The 19,955-nt window shown below is 53.8% G+C and carries 26 protein-coding genes; 12 read left to right on the top strand and 14 right to left on the bottom strand.

The window, feature by feature from the left end:
• Positions 1 to 70 precede the first annotated feature (70 nt).
• Both ACHZBS_RS18200 and ACHZBS_RS18205 read right to left on the bottom strand, forming a co-directional pair.
• Positions 71 to 1,105, bottom strand: a complete 1,035-nt coding sequence (locus ACHZBS_RS18200) for a putative 2-aminoethylphosphonate ABC transporter substrate-binding protein (RefSeq protein WP_319407946.1) — start codon at positions 1,103 to 1,105, stop codon at positions 71 to 73.
• Positions 1,106 to 1,154: 49 nt separating this feature from the next.
• Complete coding sequence (locus ACHZBS_RS18205; protein WP_319407947.1) at positions 1,155 to 2,099, bottom strand: LysR substrate-binding domain-containing protein; 945 nt, start codon at positions 2,097 to 2,099, stop codon at positions 1,155 to 1,157.
• A 314-nt stretch (positions 2,100 to 2,413) separates the two neighbouring features.
• Between ACHZBS_RS18205 and ACHZBS_RS18210 the strand changes: the two genes are divergently transcribed.
• The 3 genes from ACHZBS_RS18210 (at position 2,414) to ACHZBS_RS18220 (ending at position 3,551) form a co-directional block, all read left to right on the top strand.
• Positions 2,414 to 2,599: a hypothetical protein gene (locus ACHZBS_RS18210; RefSeq protein WP_319407948.1), complete on the top strand. Its 186-nt coding sequence runs from the start codon at positions 2,414 to 2,416 to the stop codon at positions 2,597 to 2,599.
• A 130-nt stretch (positions 2,600 to 2,729) separates the two neighbouring features.
• A complete protein-coding gene (locus ACHZBS_RS18215) occupies positions 2,730 to 2,852 on the top strand; it encodes a hypothetical protein (protein ID WP_319407949.1) in 123 nt (40 codons plus the stop codon).
• 225 nt (positions 2,853 to 3,077) lie between these two features.
• Positions 3,078 to 3,551, top strand: a complete 474-nt coding sequence (locus ACHZBS_RS18220; protein WP_319407950.1) for a methylglyoxal synthase — start codon at positions 3,078 to 3,080, stop codon at positions 3,549 to 3,551.
• A gap of 98 nt (positions 3,552 to 3,649) precedes the next feature.
• Here the strand turns inward: ACHZBS_RS18220 and ACHZBS_RS18225 are convergent, their stop codons facing one another.
• Complete coding sequence (locus ACHZBS_RS18225) at positions 3,650 to 4,312, bottom strand: hypothetical protein (protein WP_319407951.1); 663 nt, start codon at positions 4,310 to 4,312, stop codon at positions 3,650 to 3,652.
• A 350-nt stretch (positions 4,313 to 4,662) separates the two neighbouring features.
• Here ACHZBS_RS18225 and ACHZBS_RS18230 point away from each other — a divergent pair, with 350 nt between their 5' ends.
• The 4 genes from ACHZBS_RS18230 (at position 4,663) to ACHZBS_RS18245 (ending at position 8,155) form a co-directional block, all read left to right on the top strand.
• Complete coding sequence (locus ACHZBS_RS18230; protein WP_319407952.1) at positions 4,663 to 6,840, top strand: RNA degradosome polyphosphate kinase; 2,178 nt, start codon at positions 4,663 to 4,665, stop codon at positions 6,838 to 6,840.
• Positions 6,837 to 7,328, top strand: coding sequence for a histidine phosphatase family protein (locus ACHZBS_RS18235; RefSeq protein WP_319407953.1), 492 nt, complete (start codon positions 6,837 to 6,839; stop codon positions 7,326 to 7,328). The genes ACHZBS_RS18230 and ACHZBS_RS18235 overlap by 4 nt, the downstream gene beginning before the upstream one ends.
• A 130-nt stretch (positions 7,329 to 7,458) precedes the next feature.
• On the top strand, positions 7,459 to 7,641 hold the full coding sequence (locus ACHZBS_RS18240; protein ID WP_319407954.1) for a hypothetical protein: 183 nt from the start codon (positions 7,459 to 7,461) through the stop codon (positions 7,639 to 7,641).
• 94 nt (positions 7,642 to 7,735) lie between these two features.
• Positions 7,736 to 8,155, top strand: coding sequence for a helix-hairpin-helix domain-containing protein (locus tag ACHZBS_RS18245; protein WP_319407955.1), 420 nt, complete (start codon positions 7,736 to 7,738; stop codon positions 8,153 to 8,155).
• A gap of 11 nt (positions 8,156 to 8,166) precedes the next feature.
• Here the strand turns inward: ACHZBS_RS18245 and ACHZBS_RS18250 are convergent, their stop codons facing one another.
• The 6 genes from ACHZBS_RS18250 to ACHZBS_RS18275 form a co-directional block, all read right to left on the bottom strand.
• Positions 8,167 to 8,592 carry an NUDIX hydrolase gene (locus tag ACHZBS_RS18250; RefSeq protein ID WP_319407956.1) on the bottom strand — a complete coding sequence of 142 codons (426 nt, stop codon included), beginning with the start codon at positions 8,590 to 8,592 and terminating at the stop codon, positions 8,167 to 8,169.
• Positions 8,589 to 9,068, bottom strand: a complete 480-nt coding sequence (locus ACHZBS_RS18255; protein ID WP_319407957.1) for a CYTH domain-containing protein — start codon at positions 9,066 to 9,068, stop codon at positions 8,589 to 8,591. Before ACHZBS_RS18255 ends, ACHZBS_RS18250 begins: the two co-directional genes overlap by 4 nt.
• Entirely contained in the window at positions 9,058 to 9,822 is a 765-nt protein-coding gene (locus tag ACHZBS_RS18260; RefSeq protein WP_319407958.1) for an AAA family ATPase, read from the bottom strand. Before ACHZBS_RS18260 ends, ACHZBS_RS18255 begins: the two co-directional genes overlap by 11 nt.
• 12 nt (positions 9,823 to 9,834) lie before the next feature.
• Positions 9,835 to 11,361, bottom strand: a complete 1,527-nt coding sequence (locus ACHZBS_RS18265) for a CHAD domain-containing protein (protein WP_319407959.1) — start codon at positions 11,359 to 11,361, stop codon at positions 9,835 to 9,837.
• A complete protein-coding gene (locus tag ACHZBS_RS18270) occupies positions 11,358 to 12,317 on the bottom strand; it encodes an exopolyphosphatase (protein ID WP_319407960.1) in 960 nt (319 codons plus the stop codon). The genes ACHZBS_RS18265 and ACHZBS_RS18270 overlap by 4 nt, the downstream gene beginning before the upstream one ends.
• A gap of 160 nt (positions 12,318 to 12,477) precedes the next feature.
• A complete protein-coding gene (locus ACHZBS_RS18275) occupies positions 12,478 to 12,801 on the bottom strand; it encodes a hypothetical protein (RefSeq protein ID WP_319407961.1) in 324 nt (107 codons plus the stop codon).
• 385 nt (positions 12,802 to 13,186) lie between these two features.
• Here ACHZBS_RS18275 and ACHZBS_RS18280 point away from each other — a divergent pair, with 385 nt between their 5' ends.
• Together ACHZBS_RS18280 and ACHZBS_RS18285 are read left to right on the top strand one after the other, a co-directional pair.
• Positions 13,187 to 13,345, top strand: a complete 159-nt coding sequence (locus ACHZBS_RS18280) for a hypothetical protein (protein ID WP_319407962.1) — start codon at positions 13,187 to 13,189, stop codon at positions 13,343 to 13,345.
• Between the two features lie 287 nt (positions 13,346 to 13,632).
• On the top strand, positions 13,633 to 13,833 hold the full coding sequence (locus tag ACHZBS_RS18285; RefSeq protein ID WP_319407963.1) for a hypothetical protein: 201 nt from the start codon (positions 13,633 to 13,635) through the stop codon (positions 13,831 to 13,833).
• Between the two features lie 38 nt (positions 13,834 to 13,871).
• Here ACHZBS_RS18285 and ACHZBS_RS18290 read toward each other — a convergent pair whose 3' ends face one another.
• Positions 13,872 to 14,246 (bottom strand): hypothetical protein, encoded by a 375-nt coding sequence (locus ACHZBS_RS18290; protein WP_319407964.1) that lies wholly within the window; start codon positions 14,244 to 14,246, stop codon positions 13,872 to 13,874.
• Positions 14,247 to 14,652: 406 nt separating this feature from the next.
• Between ACHZBS_RS18290 and ACHZBS_RS18295 the strand changes: the two genes are divergently transcribed.
• The 3 genes from ACHZBS_RS18295 to ACHZBS_RS18305 are packed head-to-tail and all read left to right on the top strand — an operon-like array spanning position 14,653 to position 16,253.
• Complete coding sequence (locus ACHZBS_RS18295) at positions 14,653 to 15,297, top strand: lysophospholipid acyltransferase family protein (protein ID WP_319407965.1); 645 nt, start codon at positions 14,653 to 14,655, stop codon at positions 15,295 to 15,297.
• Between the two features lie 16 nt (positions 15,298 to 15,313).
• The gene (locus ACHZBS_RS18300) at positions 15,314 to 15,487 is read left to right on the top strand and encodes a hypothetical protein (protein ID WP_319407966.1); all 174 of its coding nucleotides are present in this window, start codon (positions 15,314 to 15,316) and stop codon (positions 15,485 to 15,487) included.
• Positions 15,488 to 15,503: 16 nt separating this feature from the next.
• Positions 15,504 to 16,253 (top strand): GNAT family N-acetyltransferase, encoded by a 750-nt coding sequence (locus ACHZBS_RS18305; protein ID WP_319407967.1) that lies wholly within the window; start codon positions 15,504 to 15,506, stop codon positions 16,251 to 16,253.
• Here the strand turns inward: ACHZBS_RS18305 and ACHZBS_RS18310 are convergent.
• The 4 genes from ACHZBS_RS18310 to ACHZBS_RS18325 are packed head-to-tail and all read right to left on the bottom strand — an operon-like array spanning position 16,205 to position 19,949.
• Entirely contained in the window at positions 16,205 to 16,453 is a 249-nt protein-coding gene (locus ACHZBS_RS18310) for a hypothetical protein (RefSeq protein ID WP_319407968.1), read from the bottom strand. The genes ACHZBS_RS18305 and ACHZBS_RS18310 overlap by 49 nt on opposite strands.
• Positions 16,435 to 16,608, bottom strand: coding sequence for a DUF2062 domain-containing protein (locus ACHZBS_RS18315; protein ID WP_394708009.1), 174 nt, complete (start codon positions 16,606 to 16,608; stop codon positions 16,435 to 16,437). The genes ACHZBS_RS18310 and ACHZBS_RS18315 overlap by 19 nt, the downstream gene beginning before the upstream one ends.
• 24 nt (positions 16,609 to 16,632) lie before the next feature.
• A complete protein-coding gene (locus tag ACHZBS_RS18320) occupies positions 16,633 to 18,372 on the bottom strand; it encodes a sigma 54-interacting transcriptional regulator (RefSeq protein WP_319407969.1) in 1,740 nt (579 codons plus the stop codon).
• Complete coding sequence (locus ACHZBS_RS18325; RefSeq protein WP_319407970.1) at positions 18,369 to 19,949, bottom strand: response regulator; 1,581 nt, start codon at positions 19,947 to 19,949, stop codon at positions 18,369 to 18,371. The genes ACHZBS_RS18320 and ACHZBS_RS18325 overlap by 4 nt, the downstream gene beginning before the upstream one ends.
• Between the last annotated feature and the right edge of the window lie 6 nt (positions 19,950 to 19,955).

The following is a 19,955-nucleotide window of genomic DNA, read 5'->3' on the forward strand; positions in this document are numbered from 1 at the left end:
CCCTTGGAGAAGGGTCGGGGGGAAAGCATACAACCCGCTTGATGCATGGAAACAGGTGCCGCCGATTGATTTATTTGGCGTCGCTTTTGCCGTCGTAGCGTTTGGTCCACTCAGCTAGGATGCGTGCGCGGTTTTTGGCGGCCCAGTTAAAATCGTTTTCGATGAGCTGTCCTTCCGGATCTGCAGGAAAACCGTCGGGAATGGCCACGCCGGTGGCGTAGGCCGTCACCGGGTAGACCTGGGCATAGGCTTTCATGACCTGCTCGCTGATGGCCCAATCCAGGAAGGTTCTCGCAGCTGGTTTAATAGTAGCTTTCTTGATCAGGCAGTTGGCCTCGACGTCCCAGCCGGAGCCTTCTGCCGGAAATACGGTAAGGACCGGCTCGCCCTTCTGCTTCTGCATGAACCCGCGATAGGCAAACGAGATGCCGATGGCCACTTCTCCGGCCCCGGCCAGTTTGCAGGGTTTGGAACCGGAGTGGGTGTAGCGGGCGATATTGTCATGCAGTTTGTCGAGGTAGGCCCATCCCTTTTCTTCGCCCATGGTCTGCAGAATGGCGGAAACCGTCAGAAAACCGGTGCCGGAAGAGGCCGGGTTGGGCATGGCCAACTGACCGCGGTACACCGGGTTCAAAAGGTCGTCGAGGGATTGGGGGATCGGCAGCTTCAGGCTGGCACATTCGACGGTATTTACGCACAAACCGGTCATCCATGCCTTGATGCCGACCCAGTGGGGGGGATTGTTGGCATCGCGCATCTTGGGGCGAACCTTCTCCAATCCTTTGGGCGCGTAGGGCGTGACCATGCCGGCCTGGTCGCAGAGCATCAGGCTGGTGGCGGCGGTGCCCCAGACCACGTCCGCCTGGGGGTTGTCCTTCTCGGCAAGCAGTTTGGCGGTGACAATGCCGGTCGAGTCGCGCACGATCTTGATTTCGATATCCGGATGGGCTTTTTTAAAAATTTCCAGATAGACGGGGATTTCATCATCTTCCAGTGCCGTATAAACCAGCAGCTCCTCGGCAACGGCCGCACCAGCGGACAGAAGAACCAAAAGCACAAGCAGTCCTCCCATGACAGTTTTCAGCGGCTTACTCATTTTTCTCATCACTTTTTCTCCTTTACATCGTATCAGTTGAAACAGACTATTCTGCTGATCAGCGGAATAGTGATTTAAAAGCAATCGGCGGCCGGCGAAAACCGTTGGCCGGTGCGTCCGATGATCGCTTTCGATGGAGAGATTGAATTTCCCGCACCACCTCGAAAAAAGCCTGAACCGGCCGCAAGTGTTCGAACTCGGGCAGACAGACAAAAAATTGCCGGGCTGACAGATCGATGTCCGTCAGCCGGATTCCGGTCAGGCGGGCGTCGTAAATGAATTCGTCCTCCAGGGCGATGCCGAAACCGATGCCGGCGGCTACCGCTTCCTTCATGGTCTCCCACGAATTCAGTTCCATGACGATCCGGGGATGGACCCCTCGGTCTTTCAGGCGGCGTTGAAAAATCTGCCGGGTCTTGGACGTATGGTGCCGGGCCACCATGGGCTGATCGTTCAACTGTGAGGCGGTGATGCCAGGCAGGGATACCCATGGATGGTTCCGGGCCACAAAAAGGACGATGGAATGGTCACTGAAGGCATAATTGATCAGCCTTTGATCAGGCTCGGCGCCGGTCACTTCGGCAAGATCCAGCCGGAACCCCAGTACATCTTCAATGAGGTTGGCAGAATCCCCGATTGTGGCTTTCACCTGGACTCCCGGATACCGTTCCATGAATACGGACAAGAGATCCATGACCAGAAAGTGGCAGCTCAATCCGATCTTGAGATGACCGCTCCTCAGGTTGCTGACCGAAGAAAGGGATGCTTCGAAATCATCGATCAATCCGAGGATCATTCGGGCTTTGAGTACCAGATCCTTTCCCAAGGCACTGAATTCGAGGTTCCGCCCGCATCGCCGGAACAGTGTGACGCCATAGTGCGCCTGTAGTTTCCTGAGTTGGATGGAAACGGCCGGCTGAGTGAGACCGAGGCAGTTGGCCGCACCCGAGAAAGAACCGGTTTGTTCAAGGGCTTCCAGAGCTTTGAGTTGGTGTAGGTTCAAAAATGATCGATCATTAGACAGATGAACGTGGCCGGATATTCCCGAGTGAAGGACGAGCGCCAATTTATGCCGAAAACATTGGCGTTTGATTAGGAAACGGTTAGATTTCCATTAACGCCATTTAGCTTAGGTTGATGGAGGCAAAACAAAAATTATACCTGACGGGATCAATGGATGGAAAAAGCCCAGAGCTATAAATGGATGCCTGGCTTTGGAAAAGGGGTTGACAGACATTTTAAAAATGTATATACATTGCATATACAATGTATAGTCGGTTGGTGAACAACCGGTTGCTTCCTGGAAAGCGGAAAGAAATGGCGAAAAAAAAACAAGGAAAGAAAAAAGGCAAAAAGGATAGCCAACTGGTTATCCGTATCAGCGGCGAAGAGCGGGATCGGTTTGTCTCGCTCTGTGAGCATATGGATACCAGTGCTGCGCGTGAAATCCGAAAATTTATCGGACGGTTTTTAAAAGAGAACCCAATGCCAGAACCATCCTGAATCCATTTTCCATTTAACCAGGGAAGCCCGGAAAAGCCTCTGCCTGATTGATGAACGCCGGATCTGTCAGAAGCTTTCGATAACAAAAACGTGTAATATGCACACCACCCACAATCAGGAGGACATAAAAATGGCAAAATCATCGAAAAAAGTAGGATCAATCAAAAAGGAAATGAAAGCCAGAAAAGCCAAGGTCGCCAAGCAGCAAGGCAAAATTAAAAAGCTGAAAAAAGCCTTGAAGAAAATGGCATAATTCAATCTGACATCGGTTCATCCGTATTTTACCGATTACCTTATAAAAGGCGATACGTGTTGTTTGCGTAGCGCCTTTTTTGGTTTTCCTGCAATCCGCACCGCTCGATCTGTCATTTTCTCATAGACGGCTAATGAATAACAAATATTATATGATTATTCTAGAACATCCACCGCAGCACGGCTTTCCTGATACTACGATGGGTCAATTGGATGGGAGTTGCCAATGAACAGAGTGAAAAACATTGCATTAGTCGCTCATGACAATCGAAAGCGTGACCTGATTGAATGGGTTGAGTGGAATTACAAGGTTCTGCTGGGGCATAATCTGATTTGCACGGGCACGACCGGTCGGAAGATGGAGGAAACGCTTAAAAGGAAAATCACTGACGAGAAGGCATTCCTCGAACTCAAAGCGATCACACTTCTTAAATCGGGTCCGTTAGGGGGAGACCAACAACTTGGATCCCTGATCACCGAAGGGAAAGTGGATATTCTGATTTTTTTCTGGGACCCTATGCAGCCGCATCCCCATGACGTAGATGTAAAAGCGCTGTTAAGAATCGCCGTGGTCTACAATATCCCCATCGCGTGCAATCGCTCTTCGGCGGATTTCATCATATCTTCTCATTTGGTTGAAGAAGGTTATGAACCGGTTCTAAAGGACTATAGTGCGTATCTAAATCGGGAAATCGAGTGAATTGGACATTGACCGGGAGAGACCAAAACTACCGGTCTTAAGATGGGTGGGTAGCCTGGCAGATGGGCAGTGGCTGAGGATGCGGTTCAAACTGATTTTCAACCGGCTGTGCGGACCACGGTGGTCATGGGTGATCCCGGAGGTCCGCTGGGGCCTTTGAAACGAAAGAAGATACCTTCAGGCAGGGCGAACCAGTAGTCGCTTTTCCAGAAGGGAGCCAGCATGCCCGGAAGGGTGAGCCGGATCCGCAGCAGTGCCTTTTGGTTTCCTTCCGATTCGATGGATTCCACACCTTTTTTGATAGCCCTGATTTTGTGTGCGGTCAGGGTATCCATCCGGATAGTCCAGAAGACCCTTTCGGAATCAACGGACCTAACCAGTTCGCGCAAGGAAAGGGATGTGGCCTGGTACCAAGGACTTTCGTCTATATCGAGCTGTTTGTCCACCGGCTCTCCCTTGAACATTCCCCGAACGATGATGGTTTGGTCAATCCGTTCGGCCGAAAAATGGGTTTGCCCGTTGTCGGCAGTTACCTGCCAGCTGTGAGTGTCATAGTCGGGTCCCGTGGTGGTCACATGGCTTTCGACGGGAGAAGAATAGGTGAGGATGAAAGTTGCCCCTTTCCTGAGACGCCACGCCACCTCCTTGACGGACTCGCCGGTTTCTTCCCGGTAGTAATAAACTTCGTCGGGAATCCTTGGCGTGGACAGTGAGGCCACCGCGGCGGATGTCCAGAAAAGAGCCGCCAGGAGGCACGCCATCCATTTTGCCGACACTGGCAGTTGAGGTGATCTTTCCTTTTTCATGACATGGCAGGTAGCATATTCAAGCGGCCTTCTGAAACGGTTTTTTAACCTTTTTTCAAGCCTAACGATATTCTAACAATAATCAAATAAAATAGAAAATTACGGATGAACGCGGATAATTGACTTAACCATCCGGAATATAATAAAATATAGTTTCTTCGGCTGCTTGCCGAGTTAATCCTGCGTAGGCGGCAGGGTGTGTTCTCCGTACCGGTAGATGATCCGGGTCCCTATGGAAGGGGTGCTTCCGCTGGATCGGTGCCCCATAGGATGTTACCGTATCAGGTGAATGGAAAAAGGAAATCGTGGATAAGGAACCTGCAGCATTGACGGATCATTGGCAGGACATCGACATCAGCAGTGATGTAGGAAAAGACAAACCCGGCCGATTTATCAACCGGGAATTGTCCTGGCTCGAGTTCAATCGCCGGGTATACGAAGAGGCCATGAACACGTCCCATCCATTGCTTGAAAGGCTTCGGTTCCTCTCCATATCCGCCAGCAATCTCGATGAATTTTACATGGTTCGCGTGGCCGGCCTGAAAGGCCAGGTGGCATCCCGCGTGAGAGGTCTCAACCCGGATAAACTGACACCGGCCCAGCAACTGCGGGCTATTGCCATCAAGGTTGGTGAACTGGCGGCCGATCAGCACGCCTGCCTCGAGCTGCTGCTGGAAAATCTGAAAAAGGAGGGTATCCGGCTGGTGGGACCGGATGATCTCTCCGCAGATGAACGGCGCTGGCTGGCCACCATGTTTCGTCAGAACATTTTTCCGATTCTCAGCCCCATTGCCGTGGACCCGGCCCATCCCTTTCCTTTCATCCCCAATCTCGGGTTTGGGCTCGTTCTCGAACTTGAAGGGGAGAAGGGCGATGAGAATATGGTCGCACTGGTCATCATGCCGGCGCAGCTCAACCGGTTCATCCGGTTGCCGGGGAAAACCATCCGGTTCATCGCTCTGGAAAAAGTGGTCCTGATATTCCTCGATCTCCTGTTTCCTTCTTTTACCCTGCTTTCCAGCGGGACGTTCAGGGTCATCCGCGACAGCGAAATGGAAATCGACGAGGAAGCCGAGGATCTGGTGCGGACGTTTGAAAGCGCGCTGAAGCGACGGCGCAGGGGGAGCGTCGTCCGCCTGACCGTGGATGACGAGATTTCGAGCGACCTGCTTTATTTTATCCAGGCCCAGCTGGATGTCTCCAAGCATGATGTGTTCTGTTTCAAAGGGATGATCGGATTATCGGATATCCGTGAACTGGTTGTCGACGATCGACCCGGCCTTCTTTTCCCGGCCTATGAAGCGCGGTTTCCGGAGCGCATCAGGGATTACGGCGGGGATTGCCTGGCGGCCATTCAGGCCAAAGATATCCTTGTTCATCACCCTTACGAGAGTTTTGATGTGGTCGTTCAATTTCTCCGGCAGGCCAGCCAGGACAAGGATGTCGTGGCAATCCGCCAAACCCTGTACCGGACAAGTGAAGATTCTCCTATCGTTCAGGCACTGGTCGAGGCAGCCGAAGCGGGTAAAAGCGTAACTGCCATGGTGGAGTTGAAAGCCCGTTTCGATGAGGAAGCCAATATCGGTATTGCCCGCAAACTGGAGCGCAGCGGTGCCCAGGTGGTCTTCGGCTTCATGGAATACAAAACCCACGCCAAGCTGTCCCTTGTTGTCAGAAGGGAGGGTGGACGGTTAAGGTCGTATGCCCATTTGGGAACCGGCAATTATCACCCGGTGACGGCTAAAATCTATACCGACCTTTCCTTTTTCACCTGTGATCCCGATATCTGCGATGATGTCCTCCAGATTTTCAACTTCATGACCGGCTATGCCAAGCCCCCGAATCTCAAAAAAGTGATTATCTCCCCGTTATTTATGCGGTCCTTTATTATGTCGAAAATAGAAGATGAGATCGGTCATGCCGAAGAAGGAAGACCGGCCGGCATCTGGGTGAAGGTGAACGCGCTGGTTGATCCGGAAATCATCGATGCCCTTTACCGGGCATCGGGGGCAGGGGTTAAAATTAAAATTGTGGCCAGGGGGATATGCAACCTGAGACCGCGCGTGCCCGGTCTGTCGGAAAACATCGAGGTCAAATCCATTGTCGGTCGATTCCTGGAGCATTCCCGGATTGCCTGTTTCGGCAACGGCTACGAATTACCTTCCCCCAAAGCCAAGGTGTATATTTCTTCTGCCGACTGGATGCCCCGCAACATCGACCGGCGCATCGAATCGCTGGTCACCATCGACAACCCCACGGTTCATCAGCAGGTGCTGGATCAAATTATGGTAGCCAACTTTCGTGACAACGAACAGAGCTGGACGCTTCAGGTGGACGGATCCTACCAGCGCTGTACCTCCCAGCCGGAGCCGTTTAATGCACACCAGTTTTTTATGACATACCCCAGCCTCTCCGGCCGGGGATCCGCTTTGAGCACCGGCGGCCGATCGAAAAAGAAAAAGAAGGGCAGGGGGAAGAAATGAAAATCCTGCTGATTGTCCGGCATGCCAAATCCAGCTGGAAAGACCACGATCTCGCTGATCATCAGCGTCCCTTGAACAATCGCGGCAAGAAGGCTGCCCCGGAAATGGGCAGGCGCCTGCTGAAAAGGGGGGTGCAGCCGGACATCATTATCAGCAGCGATGCCAGACGCGCCATGGACACGGCAGTTTCAATGGCTAAAATCATGGGCGTGTCCTCAAAAGCGATCCGACAAAACCCGGATCTTTACCACGCCGCGCCGGATCGGATACTGGCGGTCGTTCATCAGCTCGAAGACGAATGGAAGCAGGTGATGGTGGTCGGCCACAATCCCGGTCTTACAGAAATGGCCAACCGGTTCACTCGCCGACCAATAGCCAACATTCCTACTGCCGGCGTTGTCGAACTCAGGTTCCAGACACGATCCTGGAGGAACATCGACCAGGACAATCTGGCGTTCAGTTCGTTTGATTATCCAAAAAACAGATAGCATCTAAAAATATGGACCCCCTTTGCTCCTTGATTAGGGTGTATAGATGGTTAATGTCTCTCATTGTTAATTTGATCTCATCAGCCGGCTCCTTCGGTTTGGGATTTATAATTGTAAAGGAGATACTATCATGGATAAAAAGCTCAAAAAGACATCCCTGTGCAAATGGGGAAAGGACGACGTGAAAAACAACTGGGATGAACTATACGACATCTTGAGCAGGTCAAAATTTGTCTGCGGGAAATGCCTTCGTTCCTCCAAATTGAAAGGCACCTTGTGCAAACCGGAAAAACTCGTTCAAGCGGGCAGTTGACATTCGTCTATCATTTCATGACTAAACGGTTGTTCCATCAACGGTTTGTCGCTTCATTCAAATTCATCCACTCTCTCCATGAAAGGAACAATCCATGCCTACTTCCCTGAACCTCGTAAAAGGAATCGGCCCAGCCACCGCAGTAAAATTGGCTGCCGCCGGCGTTACCACGGCTGAAGACCTCGCCGCCGCCAACACTGAGCAGTTGGCCGCTGTGCCCGGTTTCGGTGAATTCAGGGCCAAACAGGTCATCGCGAATGCCCGTCAGCTGGTGACTGCGGATTCACCAGAACCGGTTGTAAGCAGCGAGGCAAAACCGACCGTCGGCAAAAAAGGAGCAGAAAAAGGCAAAAAGGGCAAGACGTCAAAAAAGAGCGAATCGAAAAAGAAGGTCGAGAGAAAAAAGGGGAAGAAGGACAAGCTGAAAAAAGATAAAGGCAAAGAAGAGAAGGGTAAAAAGGAAAAGGGTAAGAAAACCGGCGAGAAAAAGAAAACCAAGAAGAAAAAGAAATAGTCGGCACGACTTTACCGGGTGCGGGCAGCGTCCTGGGTTAAGCGGTCTGGCAGTGTTAGAATCAGCGCGCCGAGGTCGGGATGTTTTACCCGGACGGCGGCATGTCTGAAAAATGTCCATATTCGTCGCCGTTCAGCGTCTTCCGGCCAATGATCAAGGACTCGGGTGACTGCCATGGCAAAGACTTCAACCTCACACCGACCACCCCATTTTTCAAAATGATACGTGCCGATCATCGGCGTCAACAACCGGCCTTGGATGCCGGCTTCCTCATAGGCCTCGTTCAACGCGGTTTCGGTGGAGGAGAACCCGGGATCGATCAACCCCTTGGGAATGGTCAGATGCTTTCCGCTGCTAGTGGAGATCAGCAGCACTTCCAGCACATCGTCTGCGATTCGATAGGGAACAACCCCGGCCTGGGCGAAAATCTCCATCATGGGGTTTCATCGCCGGGGATGCCGTGAACGGCAAGCTGTCTGTTCTTGTATCGGCTGTCTTCCGTGACGTCTGCACCGAACCAGTCCGGCGGTGCGAATTGCCTGCTGGCATCGACCGAGGAAAATTCAACTTCCACCAGAACCAGTCCCGCCAGATCATCTTCAAACCGATCCAGTTCGGCGGTATGATTTCCAACCGGCAGGGTATACCGGGTTTTGATCACCCTGCGGCCGTCGGTATAAGGCCACAACTGCCTGAACTGGTGTTCGGACAATTCGATTTCGATTTCCATTCTCGACAAACCTTCTCCCGCCTTTATTGTTTGGAAGAAACGCGCCTGCTTCTGCCTGATCCGAAGTTCAACGCCGCCTTCGGCGGCAATTAAATATCCTTGGTGAATCACCACGCCGGTCAGGTGGGCCAATGAAGAAGGCAGGCGGTCGACCAGAAACTTCCGTTCGATTTCAATCCCCATCGGATAAATCCTTCAGCAAACGGGTCTCCACTTCCTTCCAGAGCTTCGTGAATGCCAATGCTCCAGAAGATGCAGGCCGAATTTGCGTCAATGGTGCCCGGTAAAATCCCATCTTCTCCACATCGGCACTATAGGGGATGTAGGTGTTCATCGGGTTGACCTTGGCTGCGATGATTTCCCTGATCGTTCGGCGGTGCATTTGTTTGCGGGGCTCCACCATGGACAAAAAGGGATGCAGCTTGCCGGTATCCAGCCCGGCATCCTTGAAAAATTCGATCAGTTTCCGATAGGTCATCATCGAAAGGGTGGTTGGAATCAGGGGCACCAGGATCAGGTCTGCCGCCTCGAACACATTTTCGCTGACCAGGGTGATATTGGGCGGGCAGTCCAGAAAAATAAAGTCATAACTGCTTTTCAATTCACCCAATAACTTTTTGAGCCGGTGCCGGGATTTGGAAAAACCATTCAGCAGGATATCCAGGTTGCGGTAGGAAAGATCGGCCGGGAGCAGATCCAGTCCGGGAAAATCCGTGCCGCGAATCGCTTTGTCTATCCGTTTTCCGCCTTTGAGGAATTTCCGGCTGGTATACTTGGGTTTCGGCTGGATGCGAAAGTAGAAGGTGGATGACCCCTGGGGGTCGAGATCGCACAGGAGGGTCGGCACCTGTTCACCGGCTGCCAGATAGGCAAGATTGACGCATGCCGCCGTCTTGCCGACGCCGCCTTTGATGCTGTAAAGGGCAATGATTTTCACGATGGGTTCCGGTCAGGTAAAAAGCGTCACGAACCGCTTGTGGTTGTCGGGTGACTTGAACGCCGCGAATACGTTTAAAAATTGGGAACGGACCTGTCGGTGAGCCATGGATAGCTGCGTTATTAATCCGCCGGTGGCTGCCGACAGCATCACGACCTGCTGTGTCTGCGGCCCTGCACTTTGCAGATGGCTGATCAGGAAATCCTGTTGGACGGACAGATCGTTGAAGTCGCCCAGGTTGTCCTGGAGTTGCTTGAGCTGTTTGATGAGCGCAGCCATGGCTTCCTCGGGAAACAGGGATGAAAAAAACTCCAGCAGATAGCGGAGTTTTTTGCAATCGATGCGTATTTCATGGAGTTCTTCATCCGGTGTGTCCTCTGAGATCCGACTTCCTTGCTTGATGATTCGACGGTAGCGTTTGTAAATGGCGGCCTTGGCTAATTCTCCGATGGGGCGATCGCCTTCGGGGCCTTCGGTTCCGGTCCTCGAACCGGCCTGGACAAAGGTATCCAGGTCCGCAAGAGCGGTTGAAAACGAATCCCGGGACATGGTTTTGACCATTCGGTCCTTTGCCTGCCGCCGTTTTCGCTGCAGCATTCGGAAGAGCTGAATGATGCCGGGTTGCAGGACCGGTGGAACCCGGTCAATGTAGGCCGATTCCTTCAGCAGATACACATCCAGGTCCCTGACATTGCCGGTGACGGCGCCAATTCCTTTCAGCCGCTGCTGGAGCCTGGCGGTCGTTTCAGCGTCGAGGACGCCTTTCATCTGGCTCAACAGGGATCGGGCACGCCTGACCGATACCCTGAAGTCGTGAAGGAACTCACTGTCGATATCCTCGCGAACACCGGGGATATTCAGATGCATCACCGAAGTCAGGTTTTTCAGGATGCACCGGATGGCTTCGGCGGCCCGCATTTCCGGTTGCAGGGAAACCTTGATTTTGGATGAGTAGCCTCCGGGAGAATGGCCTTTTCGTTCCAGTAACGTCAGAAAAGGGGACTGCTCTGCGGGTTTCAGCCCCAACTGCTTTAGACGGTCAGCGATTCGTTTAACGGGCTTGGGGTAACCCCTCACCGGAATTACCCGGCATTGGTGAACCGCCTGTACGCCGCCATTCACCGTATAGGTTTCCAGTGCCAGGCGAGCGACGGTTTTTTCGTCGTTGTTGAGAAGATCACAATGAATCCATTGCCTGGTAACTACCCCGAACGGCAATAGCGCCCGCATCTCCAATACATCTTTTAGATATTTGGAGAGATCGGTTTCAGGGAAATCCCAATGGAATCGCAGCGGCTTTTTCTCCTCCGCGGTAAGTGCGCTGACCTTTTGCCCGGTGTGGATGTCGATAAGGGAATAGCGGCCCTGGGCGTCGAGCAGCAGCCATCCCTTGTTGAATAGGCGCCAGTCAAAGGAGTCCAGGATCTCGAACGCTTCGTTGCCGATGGTTTCGCGGGTGACGCCGAACCAGCTGGCCAGCTCAGGTATGATGAGATCAATGGTCGCCGCATCATCGATGCCGAAGCAGTGATCATTCATGGTTTATCCGTCTTTCCCGGCGATGGCGTCGACTGTATTTTTGTCCCATCCGACTTCTGCTTTTTCCTGGAATGGATATGCTCCCGGTACATGATCCGGACCATCCCGTCCGCCAGACCGATCTGCGGTACTGCAATGGACTGAATCCCACCCCATTTCATTACCGACATATAGATCTTGAGGGCGGGCATGATTACATCGGCCCGGTCGGGTTTCAGTCCGAGTTTGGTAATCCGTTCGTCATAGGAGAAAAATTTCACATGATCCCTGACCTTTTTGATCTTGCCATAGGTGATGGTCCGACCGTCTGTGCATTTGGCCATTTTAATGATCTTATTGATGTTGCCGCCGCTGCCGACAGCATCGATGCCGGAAAGATGGCGGGTATGATCGCGAATCCACGATTTCATATCCTTCCACTGAGACCTGTGAACCAGGTCTTCAAGAAGGCGAATCGTTCCGATGCCGAACGAGCGTGAAACGGTTTTTCCATTTGAGAAAATGGTGATCTCCGTGCTGCCGCCACCGACGTCAACAAACAGCCAGACGCTGTCATCGGATAGACGGCTCCATGGGTTGTTGGCGAAAATGGTCCTGGCTTCCTCCTTGCCGTCGATAATCTGGATATCCACGCCGGTTTGCGCCAAAATATGCTTTCTGATTTTTTCACCATTGCCGGATTCGCGCATGGCGGATGTAGCGCAGGCGCGAAAACCCAGCGGGCGGTAGGCGGCGACAAGCGCCTTGAAACCGAGGATCGTATTGAGCAGCCGGTCGGCTTTGTCCTTGGAAATTTTCCCGAGTATAAACGCATCCTCGCCTAGCCGGATGGGCATGCGGATCAATGATATCTTACGAAAATAGGGCCCGTTATCAGTTTCGAAAACTTCGGACAGCAGCAGCCGAACTGCATTGGAGCCGATGTCGATCGCTGCAAATCGTCTACCTTTGATCATGAAAGCGAAGGCCTTTCGGTTGGTATGCCAAGAATTGCATGCGGCCAAAAGGAAAACACATGCAAATGGAAGAGGCAATAGATAATTTGACGTCAACCGTAGAAATGCGGCAAGGTAGAAAATCGGTTCTATTTTTTGACAGGTTGGTCTCCGGATGCGTTCAATGAACGGTGTCCATGGGCTGGTCCCTCAGCAGATCCGGATGTTCTTGGTCGATAGACCCCCAATGGGCCATGTAAAGGCGGTAGGTTTTACTGTTGGGGCGTCGGGGTTTCACCGTGTACCGCAGATAATTGATCAGTTGCTTCAAGTGTCTTGAATAGGTCTGGCCGCAAAACAACGCATTGCCGGTGTGCCGATGCGTCCGGATGAACATGCGGTCGGCCCGGGTGGCTTCATCAATTGCCAATGAAATCACTTCCCAGATCTCCCTGCCTTTTACCGTCTCCACAAATTCTTCAATGCTGCAATTTTTGGATATCATGCTTGGCTCCTTCAAATGGCATTGCCACCTGGTTGGAAATCGGTTCGATACCCGCTGTATGGTTCGACTGACGACATCCATTGCTACCGGTAAGACGCGCTGAAGGTAGCGCCGAATTGTTAGCCAAATGTTAGGAAAATGATTTTCCAAAGGCAAATCGATCACTTTTTGGCCAACCCATTCAATTCATTGCAATTATTTTTTAAATAAAAAATATGTAATTAAATCTGTATAATAGAATAGGGATTGTGTTTCAGGCCGCTCCAGTTAACTATTTGGCCACTCTGCATCCAGAGCGCTTCAAAAAGTACCATGTCCTAATTATATACTAACATAAGCATGTCATCCTGCGGTCTAACTCAATCAGGAATGGATTGCATCAGACATGGATATTCAATACCCTATTGCAGGCGTGATCGTATTGGTTGGCGCCGTTGCCTTTTTAAAGACCTTCGACTTTCTTGCAGCCCAGAGCGTGAAACGGCTGCTGGAGATTGGGGAGGCCAGCCGTGCCGATAAAATCTGTGGATCGGACACCCCGTGAATGAATTCGTAGCCTAATGAAAATTTAAATCATTCCTAATCAGAATCCAATCTTTCTGACGCAAATTGTTTTCACTGGACGGGGCTTACCTCTCCGGACCTGGATTGGCCGGAACCGTAAATATAACGCCTCTCTCCTTCCACGTGAACAGCTCTGCGTTCACGCCTGCTCACCACGGACACCCCGACGACCGGCAGGGCTGTCAATTTTCGCTGTTGATCCTTGATCGATGGTCCATGGCTGATTGTATTCGTGGTGGTATTTAATCGTTCGGAGGAGTATTGAAAATGGATAGACTTCAGGAGTTGATCGGGGCACTGTCGGATAAAGACGTTCTTTTAAGAAGTTATGCAGCCAAGTACAGCCATCTGTGTAAAATCTGCGCCAAACCCGCCGATTCGTTCCGAACGCCCTTTGCAGAACTCGAATACAGCATCTCCTCCATATGCCAGGCGTGTCAGGACTACTATTTTCTGATTGACGAATAATCCTAAAACGTTAAATCAGATTGCCAGATATGGTGGGTCTATGCTGAATCCCCGCCACCGCCTTTCTCAGCGCTGATTTTTTGAACGATAGACTTGGCCTGCTTGCCGTGAATAAAAAGATGCAGGCCGAACATGCAGTGCCAGCAGTGGGCTTCGAATTGGTCGAAGACAAAGTGACGGGCCCTCAATCCTCCACGAAGTCTGCCAACGCCAGAAACCACTTTTAAATGGTCTTCCACGGATGCGTGGAACATCTGAATCTGCTCTTCTCCGGGATTCGGGGAAAGCAGGACCGCCTTTTTCATATCGATCGCGCCCGCACCCTGTGGTTCATCACCTCGGAACAGACTCTGAAAGATGGCTGTAATCCCGCGATTCACGATCGCGTTATTTTCAAGCACCATGAAGAACAACCAGTTGCGCATTTCCTCGCCAACGTTTAATCTGAATATAGCACCGTCCGTACACGAATCGGGGAGGGTGTATATTACCCCCGTGGGATCACGCCCGCATCATGGCGTTACCCCCATGTATCATTCCAATGCCCAACATGAACCACTCAACATGGAGGCGACTGAATAATAATGACTGACCGTCATCCGATGCCGCTGAACAGCTACGAAACGCTGACTGACCTTGAGCATCACCTCAACCGACGGTTGCCCCGAATACTGGGGGATTTGACGAGCGGTCCGATGGGGCGGTTGCTGGCTGTCGACGAGATTAACAGCATCTACACACATCTTCTGAAGACCGTGGGAATCGAAGCACCTTTAAGCAACATCCTGCGCCTGTTGGACATCACCGATCGGATTGCTTGTGACGATCCTGCCAGAATTCTGGAACAGGGGGCCGTTGGTGGTAGGGGCCAACCATCCCTTCGGCGGCATCGAAGGGATCATTCTGGGGGATTTGTTTCAGCGGGTCCGCCCGGATACCAAGGTTCTGGGAAATTACCTGCTTGAACGCATCGCACCGATACGGGACGCGATTATTCCCGTCGATCCTTTCGGCCGCAAGTCCTCAATATCGTCCAATGCAAAGATTTTAAGGAATCGCCTGCGATGGTTGAAAGCGGGCAACTGCCTGATCGTTTTTCCCGCCGGAGAGGTTTCTCATTACTGCCGCCGGCATCATCGCATCACCGATCCGTCATGGAGTTCTCATGTGGCGTCGCTTGTGCGCATGACCGGGGCGCAGGTCCTTCCCGTCTTCTTCCCGGGACGCAACAGCATGTTGTTCAACCTCCTGGGGCTGGTTCACCCGCACCTGCGGACCGTCATGCTGGCACCGGAGCTGGTTGCCAGAAAAGGCTCGCATATCAGTCTTTTCGTGGGCCAGCCCATTAGAAACGCACGAATGAAATCTTTCTCGCAGGATCAGGACCTGATCCGCTTTTCTGGCCAACCACATGGAGAACAACGATCATCCCACCTTCACCCTGAAAAAGCGTTCCAAAAATGAACAACAAGCACATGCAATGATTGCGCCTGCCGTCAAGACTCTCTTGGCGGCCGAGGTGGCCGCCCTTCCCGAAAGCAACCGGCTGGTCGTCTGCAAGCAGATGACTGTTTTTTCGCCGGGAGCCGGCAGATGCCCACCTTCTCCGGGAGATCGGCAGGCTGAGAGAGAAAACCTTTCGGGACGTGGGTGAGGGGACCGGGAAATCCATGGATATGGATCTGTTCGACAGCTATTACCGCCACTTGGTCCTGTGGGACGCAGCGCGATCCGAGGTGGTAGGGGCCTATCGTATGGGGGACACCCGTGAGATTTTTGACCGCTTCGGCCGTAAAGGGTTGTACACCCATACTCTGTTCCGGTTCAAGGGCGGCATGTTGCGCTATCTGGCCGACTCGCTGGAACTGGGGCGGTCCTTCATCCGCTCGGAATACCAGCGTCAGCCCAACTGCCTGGCCCTGCTGTGGAAGGGAATCGGCGCCTATCTGGTGCGGCACCCAGGGTACCGGATCCTTTTCGGGCCGGTGAGCATCAGCGACAGCTGCCACCGGGTATCCAAGCACATCATGGTCCAATTTCTCAAACAGCGCTGCACCTCCAATAAACTCAGCGCTTACGTAAGCCCGCGCTGCCCCCTGCGCCCATTGACCAACCGTCAGTGGTTTGAAATGGCAACCAGACTGCCGGCCGGGACCCTGGACGACGTTTCAATGATAGTAGCCGAGATCGAAGAGGACGGTAAACGGGTGCCGGTGCTGATCAAACACTACCTGAAACTCAACGGACAGTTCATCGCTTTCAATGTGGATCGTGATTTTGCCGATGCCATTGACGGCTTGGTTGTGGTGGACCTGATGCAAACGGAGATCAAGCTGCTGGAGCGGTTCATGGGGGCGGATGGCTGCCGATGCTACAGTGAATACTGGTCGGGGGACAGAGGACTGCGCGCGGAGTGTTGAGGGCTGAGGAGAGCGCCGCTGGGGATCTTGGGGCCCGGCATCGGGTGACAGACATCGGTCGCCCCCAATAATCCCACGGCCGCTTTGCGATGGTGGCGGATGATCCTGAAAGCGATAATATAGCCGTCAACCGCCAGGGGAATGCCCAGGAGCATGCCGCCGACGGACAGGTCGACCCGGATTAGCGGCGACTGCTCCATCCCCGCCGGGATGCTATCATGATGGACGAGACGAAATGCACGCCGAAAAAGGGAGTCATGCCGATCAGCAGGCCCAGGGCAAAGCCGAGGGCGATTTCGTCCGGGGTTCCTTGGTTTTTTGAAGATTGATGTCTGTCATCTGTTTTTCTCCACAACCTTGTCGGAAAATGGCGGGGAACCTATCGAAGTATGCCATGCTTTTTCATCTTGCGCCACAAGGTGGTGCGCTCCATTCCCAGTTCACGAGCGGCGTTGCCGCGATGACCGCCGGTTATTTCCAATGCCGCCAGGATTCGTCGGGCTTCCCGGCTGTCCGTTTCTTCGGGGGGTGCCGCCGATTTGGGGGCGGCACCGGGCTGTTGAACCTGGGTGACATAATCGGGCAGGTGGTCCGGTTGGATGATGGCTTCGCGACAGATGATCAGGGCATGTTCCACGATATTTTCCAGTTCGCGGACGTTGCCCGGATAATCGTAGTTGAGAAGGATCTGCATGGCGGTTTTGGAAATAGCCGGCGGGGCCACCGCCCGGGCGGCGCAGAGGCTGCGGACAATGTGGCGGATGAGCAGGGGCAGGTCGCCCCTCCGGTTCTTTAACAGCGGCAACTCGATGCGCATGACGTTGAGCCGGTAGAACAGGTCTTCGCGGAACAACCCCCGGTCTACAAGCGTTTTGAGCTGCCGGTTGGTGGCCGAGATGATGCGCACATCTACCTTGCGGGTGCGGCGGGAACCCAGGGGATAGAATTCCCGGTCTTCCAGCACCCGGAGCAGCTTGGCCTGCAGGGAGAGCGGCAGGTCCCCGATTTCGTCCAAAAAAATGGTGCCGCCCTCGGCGTCGGAGAACCGTCCCGGTTTGTCCCGGTCGGCCCCGGTAAACGCCCCTTTGACGTACCCGAAGATTTCCGATTCGATGAGATTTTCCGGAATGGCGGCGCAGTTGACTTTCACCAGGGGTTGGGCTGCCCGCTGGCTGGCCGAATGGATTACCTTGACCAGCAGGTCTTTGCCGGTGCCTGTGGCCCCTTCCACCAACACGGTGGCTGGGCTGGGGGCCACTACCGCTACCATCTCAAAAATTTTCTGCATGGCCGGATCTTTGCCGATCATGTCGTGGAAAGTATAGCGGTTGCTGATGGCCCGGTTCAACTGATGGGCAAGGGTCATGTCGTGAAAGGTTGCCAGGCCGCCCACGATGACATTTTTCTCATTTCTAAGGGCCATGTAGTTGGCACGGATGGGAATGGTGACACCATCCCTGTCGGTCATGCGGCCTTGGTGGCTGCTGTGGATCTTCCCCGATGCAATTGAGTTTTTCAGCAAACAGACGTCCGGGGCGCGCTCGCCGGAGAAGATCATGGCGCAGGACTGGCCCAGAACCTGATGCCGGTCATAGCCGGAGATGGTTTCCGCCGCCCGGTTGAAAAAATTGATCAGCCCCCCCCGGTTCACGGTGAAGATACCCACGTCCAGATTGTCCAGGATGATTTTGAGACTTCTCTCCTCGTAGTGCAGCCGGTCGATGAGCTGGGTGATGGGCGAATGGTCCTGCAGGATGGTCATACATCCGGCGATCTCACCCCGAGGGTTGTAAATGGGAGTGGCCATGCGCGTGATCAGGTGGCGCTGGTTCTCCTCATCGGTGACCTCCATATCCGGGTCCCGGTGCCCGGTGGTATCCGGATGGAGTATTACGCATTCGACCGTGCAGGGCACCCCGGTGAACACCTCACGGCAGTCGCGGTCGACGACTTCCGGCTCCCGCAGTCCCAGCAGGGCCTGGGCGCTGAGATTAATGGCTGTGATCCGCCGGTTGACATCGGCCACGAATGCACCAATGTTCAATTCATCCATGACATCCAGCCAGTGGTCGCAGCGAATGCCCAGATGGTGATGGACCGGTTTCATGGCCATAGTCATGCCGCACCTCCGGGAGGATTGAAAATAGGTGCCTGGACGGGCAGTCTGATTTCGAAGGTGGATCCATGACCCGATTGGCTGGCGGCCGTCAGGCTGCCGCCATGCCGGTCGATGATGCCGTAAGTGGTGGACAGACCCAGGCCGATGCCGTGGCCTTCCTGCTTGGTCGTGTAAAACGGCTCGAAGATATGCGCCATATCTTCCGCGCGAATGCCGATACCGGTATCGGTCACCTGGATGACTACGGTCTTGGCGTTTTCTTCCGATGTGGCATTGAGCGTAAGGGTGCCGCCGTCGGACATGGCATCCACGGCATTGAAAATCAGGTTGAGCAAACATTGCTGGAGCTGGCTGGCATCACCGCTGACTTCAGGAAGATGGTCCGCGATGCGGGTGACCAGAGAGATGTTGCCCAGTTCGAGCCGGTGCCGGGCCAGCACGAGGCTGCGATCCAGTATCTCATTGATCGACACCGGTCCGACCGACACTGGTGACCGGCGGGAAAAGGTGAGCAGGCTGGAAACGATTTTCGAGCAGCGGTCGGTCTCGGTTTCCACCAACGCCAGGTAGCGGGCGAACTGCGCATGCCTGTCTGCGGGCAGGGGGCCTTTTTTGAATGCGCGCAGCATCAACCGGATGTAGTTGAGAATACCGGAGAGCGGGTTGTTGATCTCATGGGCTACACTGGCGGCCAGGCGTCCCAGAGACATCATCTTATCCTGATGCAGCAGGCGGGCCTGATCGGCCATCTCCTGCTCCAGGCGATGGATGCGCCGCAGGTCGCGGAAAAAGCAGACCAGACCGGCGGATTGCGCTTCTTCCATCAGTACGGTGGCCGACAGCTGAACCGGTACCGGTTTCTTATGGTAATCCTGCAGGCAGGTTTCGTAGAGCATCAGCCGGTTGGGTCCACCGTGGCCGGAGGCGGCCAGATCATCCTGGAAACGGTGGTATTCCGCTGGGCTGAAAAAGTGCTCCAGGGCGGCCTGGTGAAGCACCTCGGTCCGACCGAACCCCAGCATCCGCTCCATGCTGCGGTTGAAGGCGATAACCTTGCCGCTGCCGTCGCAGCCCAGGATGCCGTCCATGGAGCTTTCGATGAGCCGATCCTGAAAGGCGACCGTCTCCTCCAACTGGCGGGTGGTGAGGGAGAGTCCTTTTTCCAGATGCCGGGTGTAGTCCTTGAGCTGCTGACGGGTGGTATAGCGGTGACGGGCGCGCTCCAGGGCAACCATCATGGCCTCGGTGTGGATCGGCTTGGTGATAAAATCCGAGGCGTCCAGCTGCAGGGCGCGGATGGCGGTTTCCATTTCTCCGAATGCGGTGGCGACGATGACTTCGGTGTCCGGATAGCGTTGCTTGATCGTCTCCAGCACCTGGATGCCGTTCATGCCGGGCATGCGGATGTCGGTGATGACAATGCGGGGGGCGAATTGCTCGCAGAGGGCCAAGCCCTCGATGCCATCGGCCGCGGTTTCGACCACGTAGCCGGCGTCCATGAGGGTCAGGGCGGTGACATCCCGAATATCTTTTTCATCGTCGACGATCAAAACGGGCCATTGGTCGGCGGTTGTCATGGCGGT

The sequence above is a fragment of the uncultured Desulfosarcina sp. genome (assembly GCF_963664155.2).
Lineage (GTDB): Bacteria > Desulfobacterota > Desulfobacteria > Desulfobacterales > Desulfosarcinaceae > Desulfosarcina.

Bases quoted from the DNA above. Each gene is read 5' to 3' on its own strand.
- ACHZBS_RS18200 (WP_319407946.1), bottom strand. From the start codon at position 1,105: ATGAGAAAAATGAGTAAGCCGCTGAAAACTGTCATGGGAGGACTGCTT.
- ACHZBS_RS18210 (WP_319407948.1), top strand. From the start codon at position 2,414: ATGGCGAAAAAAAAACAAGGAAAGAAAAAAGGCAAAAAGGATAGCCAA.
- ACHZBS_RS18215 (WP_319407949.1), top strand. From the start codon at position 2,730: ATGGCAAAATCATCGAAAAAAGTAGGATCAATCAAAAAGGAAATGAAA.
- ACHZBS_RS18220 (WP_319407950.1), top strand. From the start codon at position 3,078: ATGAACAGAGTGAAAAACATTGCATTAGTCGCTCATGACAATCGAAAG.
- ACHZBS_RS18225 (WP_319407951.1), bottom strand. From the start codon at position 4,312: ATGGCGTGCCTCCTGGCGGCTCTTTTCTGGACATCCGCCGCGGTGGCC.
- ACHZBS_RS18235 (WP_319407953.1), top strand. From the start codon at position 6,837: ATGAAAATCCTGCTGATTGTCCGGCATGCCAAATCCAGCTGGAAAGAC.
- ACHZBS_RS18240 (WP_319407954.1), top strand. From the start codon at position 7,459: ATGGATAAAAAGCTCAAAAAGACATCCCTGTGCAAATGGGGAAAGGAC.
- ACHZBS_RS18245 (WP_319407955.1), top strand. From the start codon at position 7,736: ATGCCTACTTCCCTGAACCTCGTAAAAGGAATCGGCCCAGCCACCGCA.
- ACHZBS_RS18250 (WP_319407956.1), bottom strand. From the start codon at position 8,592: ATGATGGAGATTTTCGCCCAGGCCGGGGTTGTTCCCTATCGAATCGCA.
- ACHZBS_RS18255 (WP_319407957.1), bottom strand. From the start codon at position 9,068: ATGGGGATTGAAATCGAACGGAAGTTTCTGGTCGACCGCCTGCCTTCT.
- ACHZBS_RS18265 (WP_319407959.1), bottom strand. From the start codon at position 11,361: ATGAATGATCACTGCTTCGGCATCGATGATGCGGCGACCATTGATCTC.
- ACHZBS_RS18270 (WP_319407960.1), bottom strand. From the start codon at position 12,317: ATGATCAAAGGTAGACGATTTGCAGCGATCGACATCGGCTCCAATGCA.
- ACHZBS_RS18275 (WP_319407961.1), bottom strand. From the start codon at position 12,801: ATGATATCCAAAAATTGCAGCATTGAAGAATTTGTGGAGACGGTAAAA.
- ACHZBS_RS18280 (WP_319407962.1), top strand. From the start codon at position 13,187: ATGGATATTCAATACCCTATTGCAGGCGTGATCGTATTGGTTGGCGCC.
- ACHZBS_RS18285 (WP_319407963.1), top strand. From the start codon at position 13,633: ATGGATAGACTTCAGGAGTTGATCGGGGCACTGTCGGATAAAGACGTT.
- ACHZBS_RS18300 (WP_319407966.1), top strand. From the start codon at position 15,314: ATGATTGCGCCTGCCGTCAAGACTCTCTTGGCGGCCGAGGTGGCCGCC.
- ACHZBS_RS18305 (WP_319407967.1), top strand. From the start codon at position 15,504: ATGGATATGGATCTGTTCGACAGCTATTACCGCCACTTGGTCCTGTGG.
- ACHZBS_RS18310 (WP_319407968.1), bottom strand. From the start codon at position 16,453: ATGGAGCAGTCGCCGCTAATCCGGGTCGACCTGTCCGTCGGCGGCATG.
- ACHZBS_RS18320 (WP_319407969.1), bottom strand. From the start codon at position 18,372: ATGACTATGGCCATGAAACCGGTCCATCACCATCTGGGCATTCGCTGC.
- ACHZBS_RS18325 (WP_319407970.1), bottom strand. From the start codon at position 19,949: ATGACAACCGCCGACCAATGGCCCGTTTTGATCGTCGACGATGAAAAA.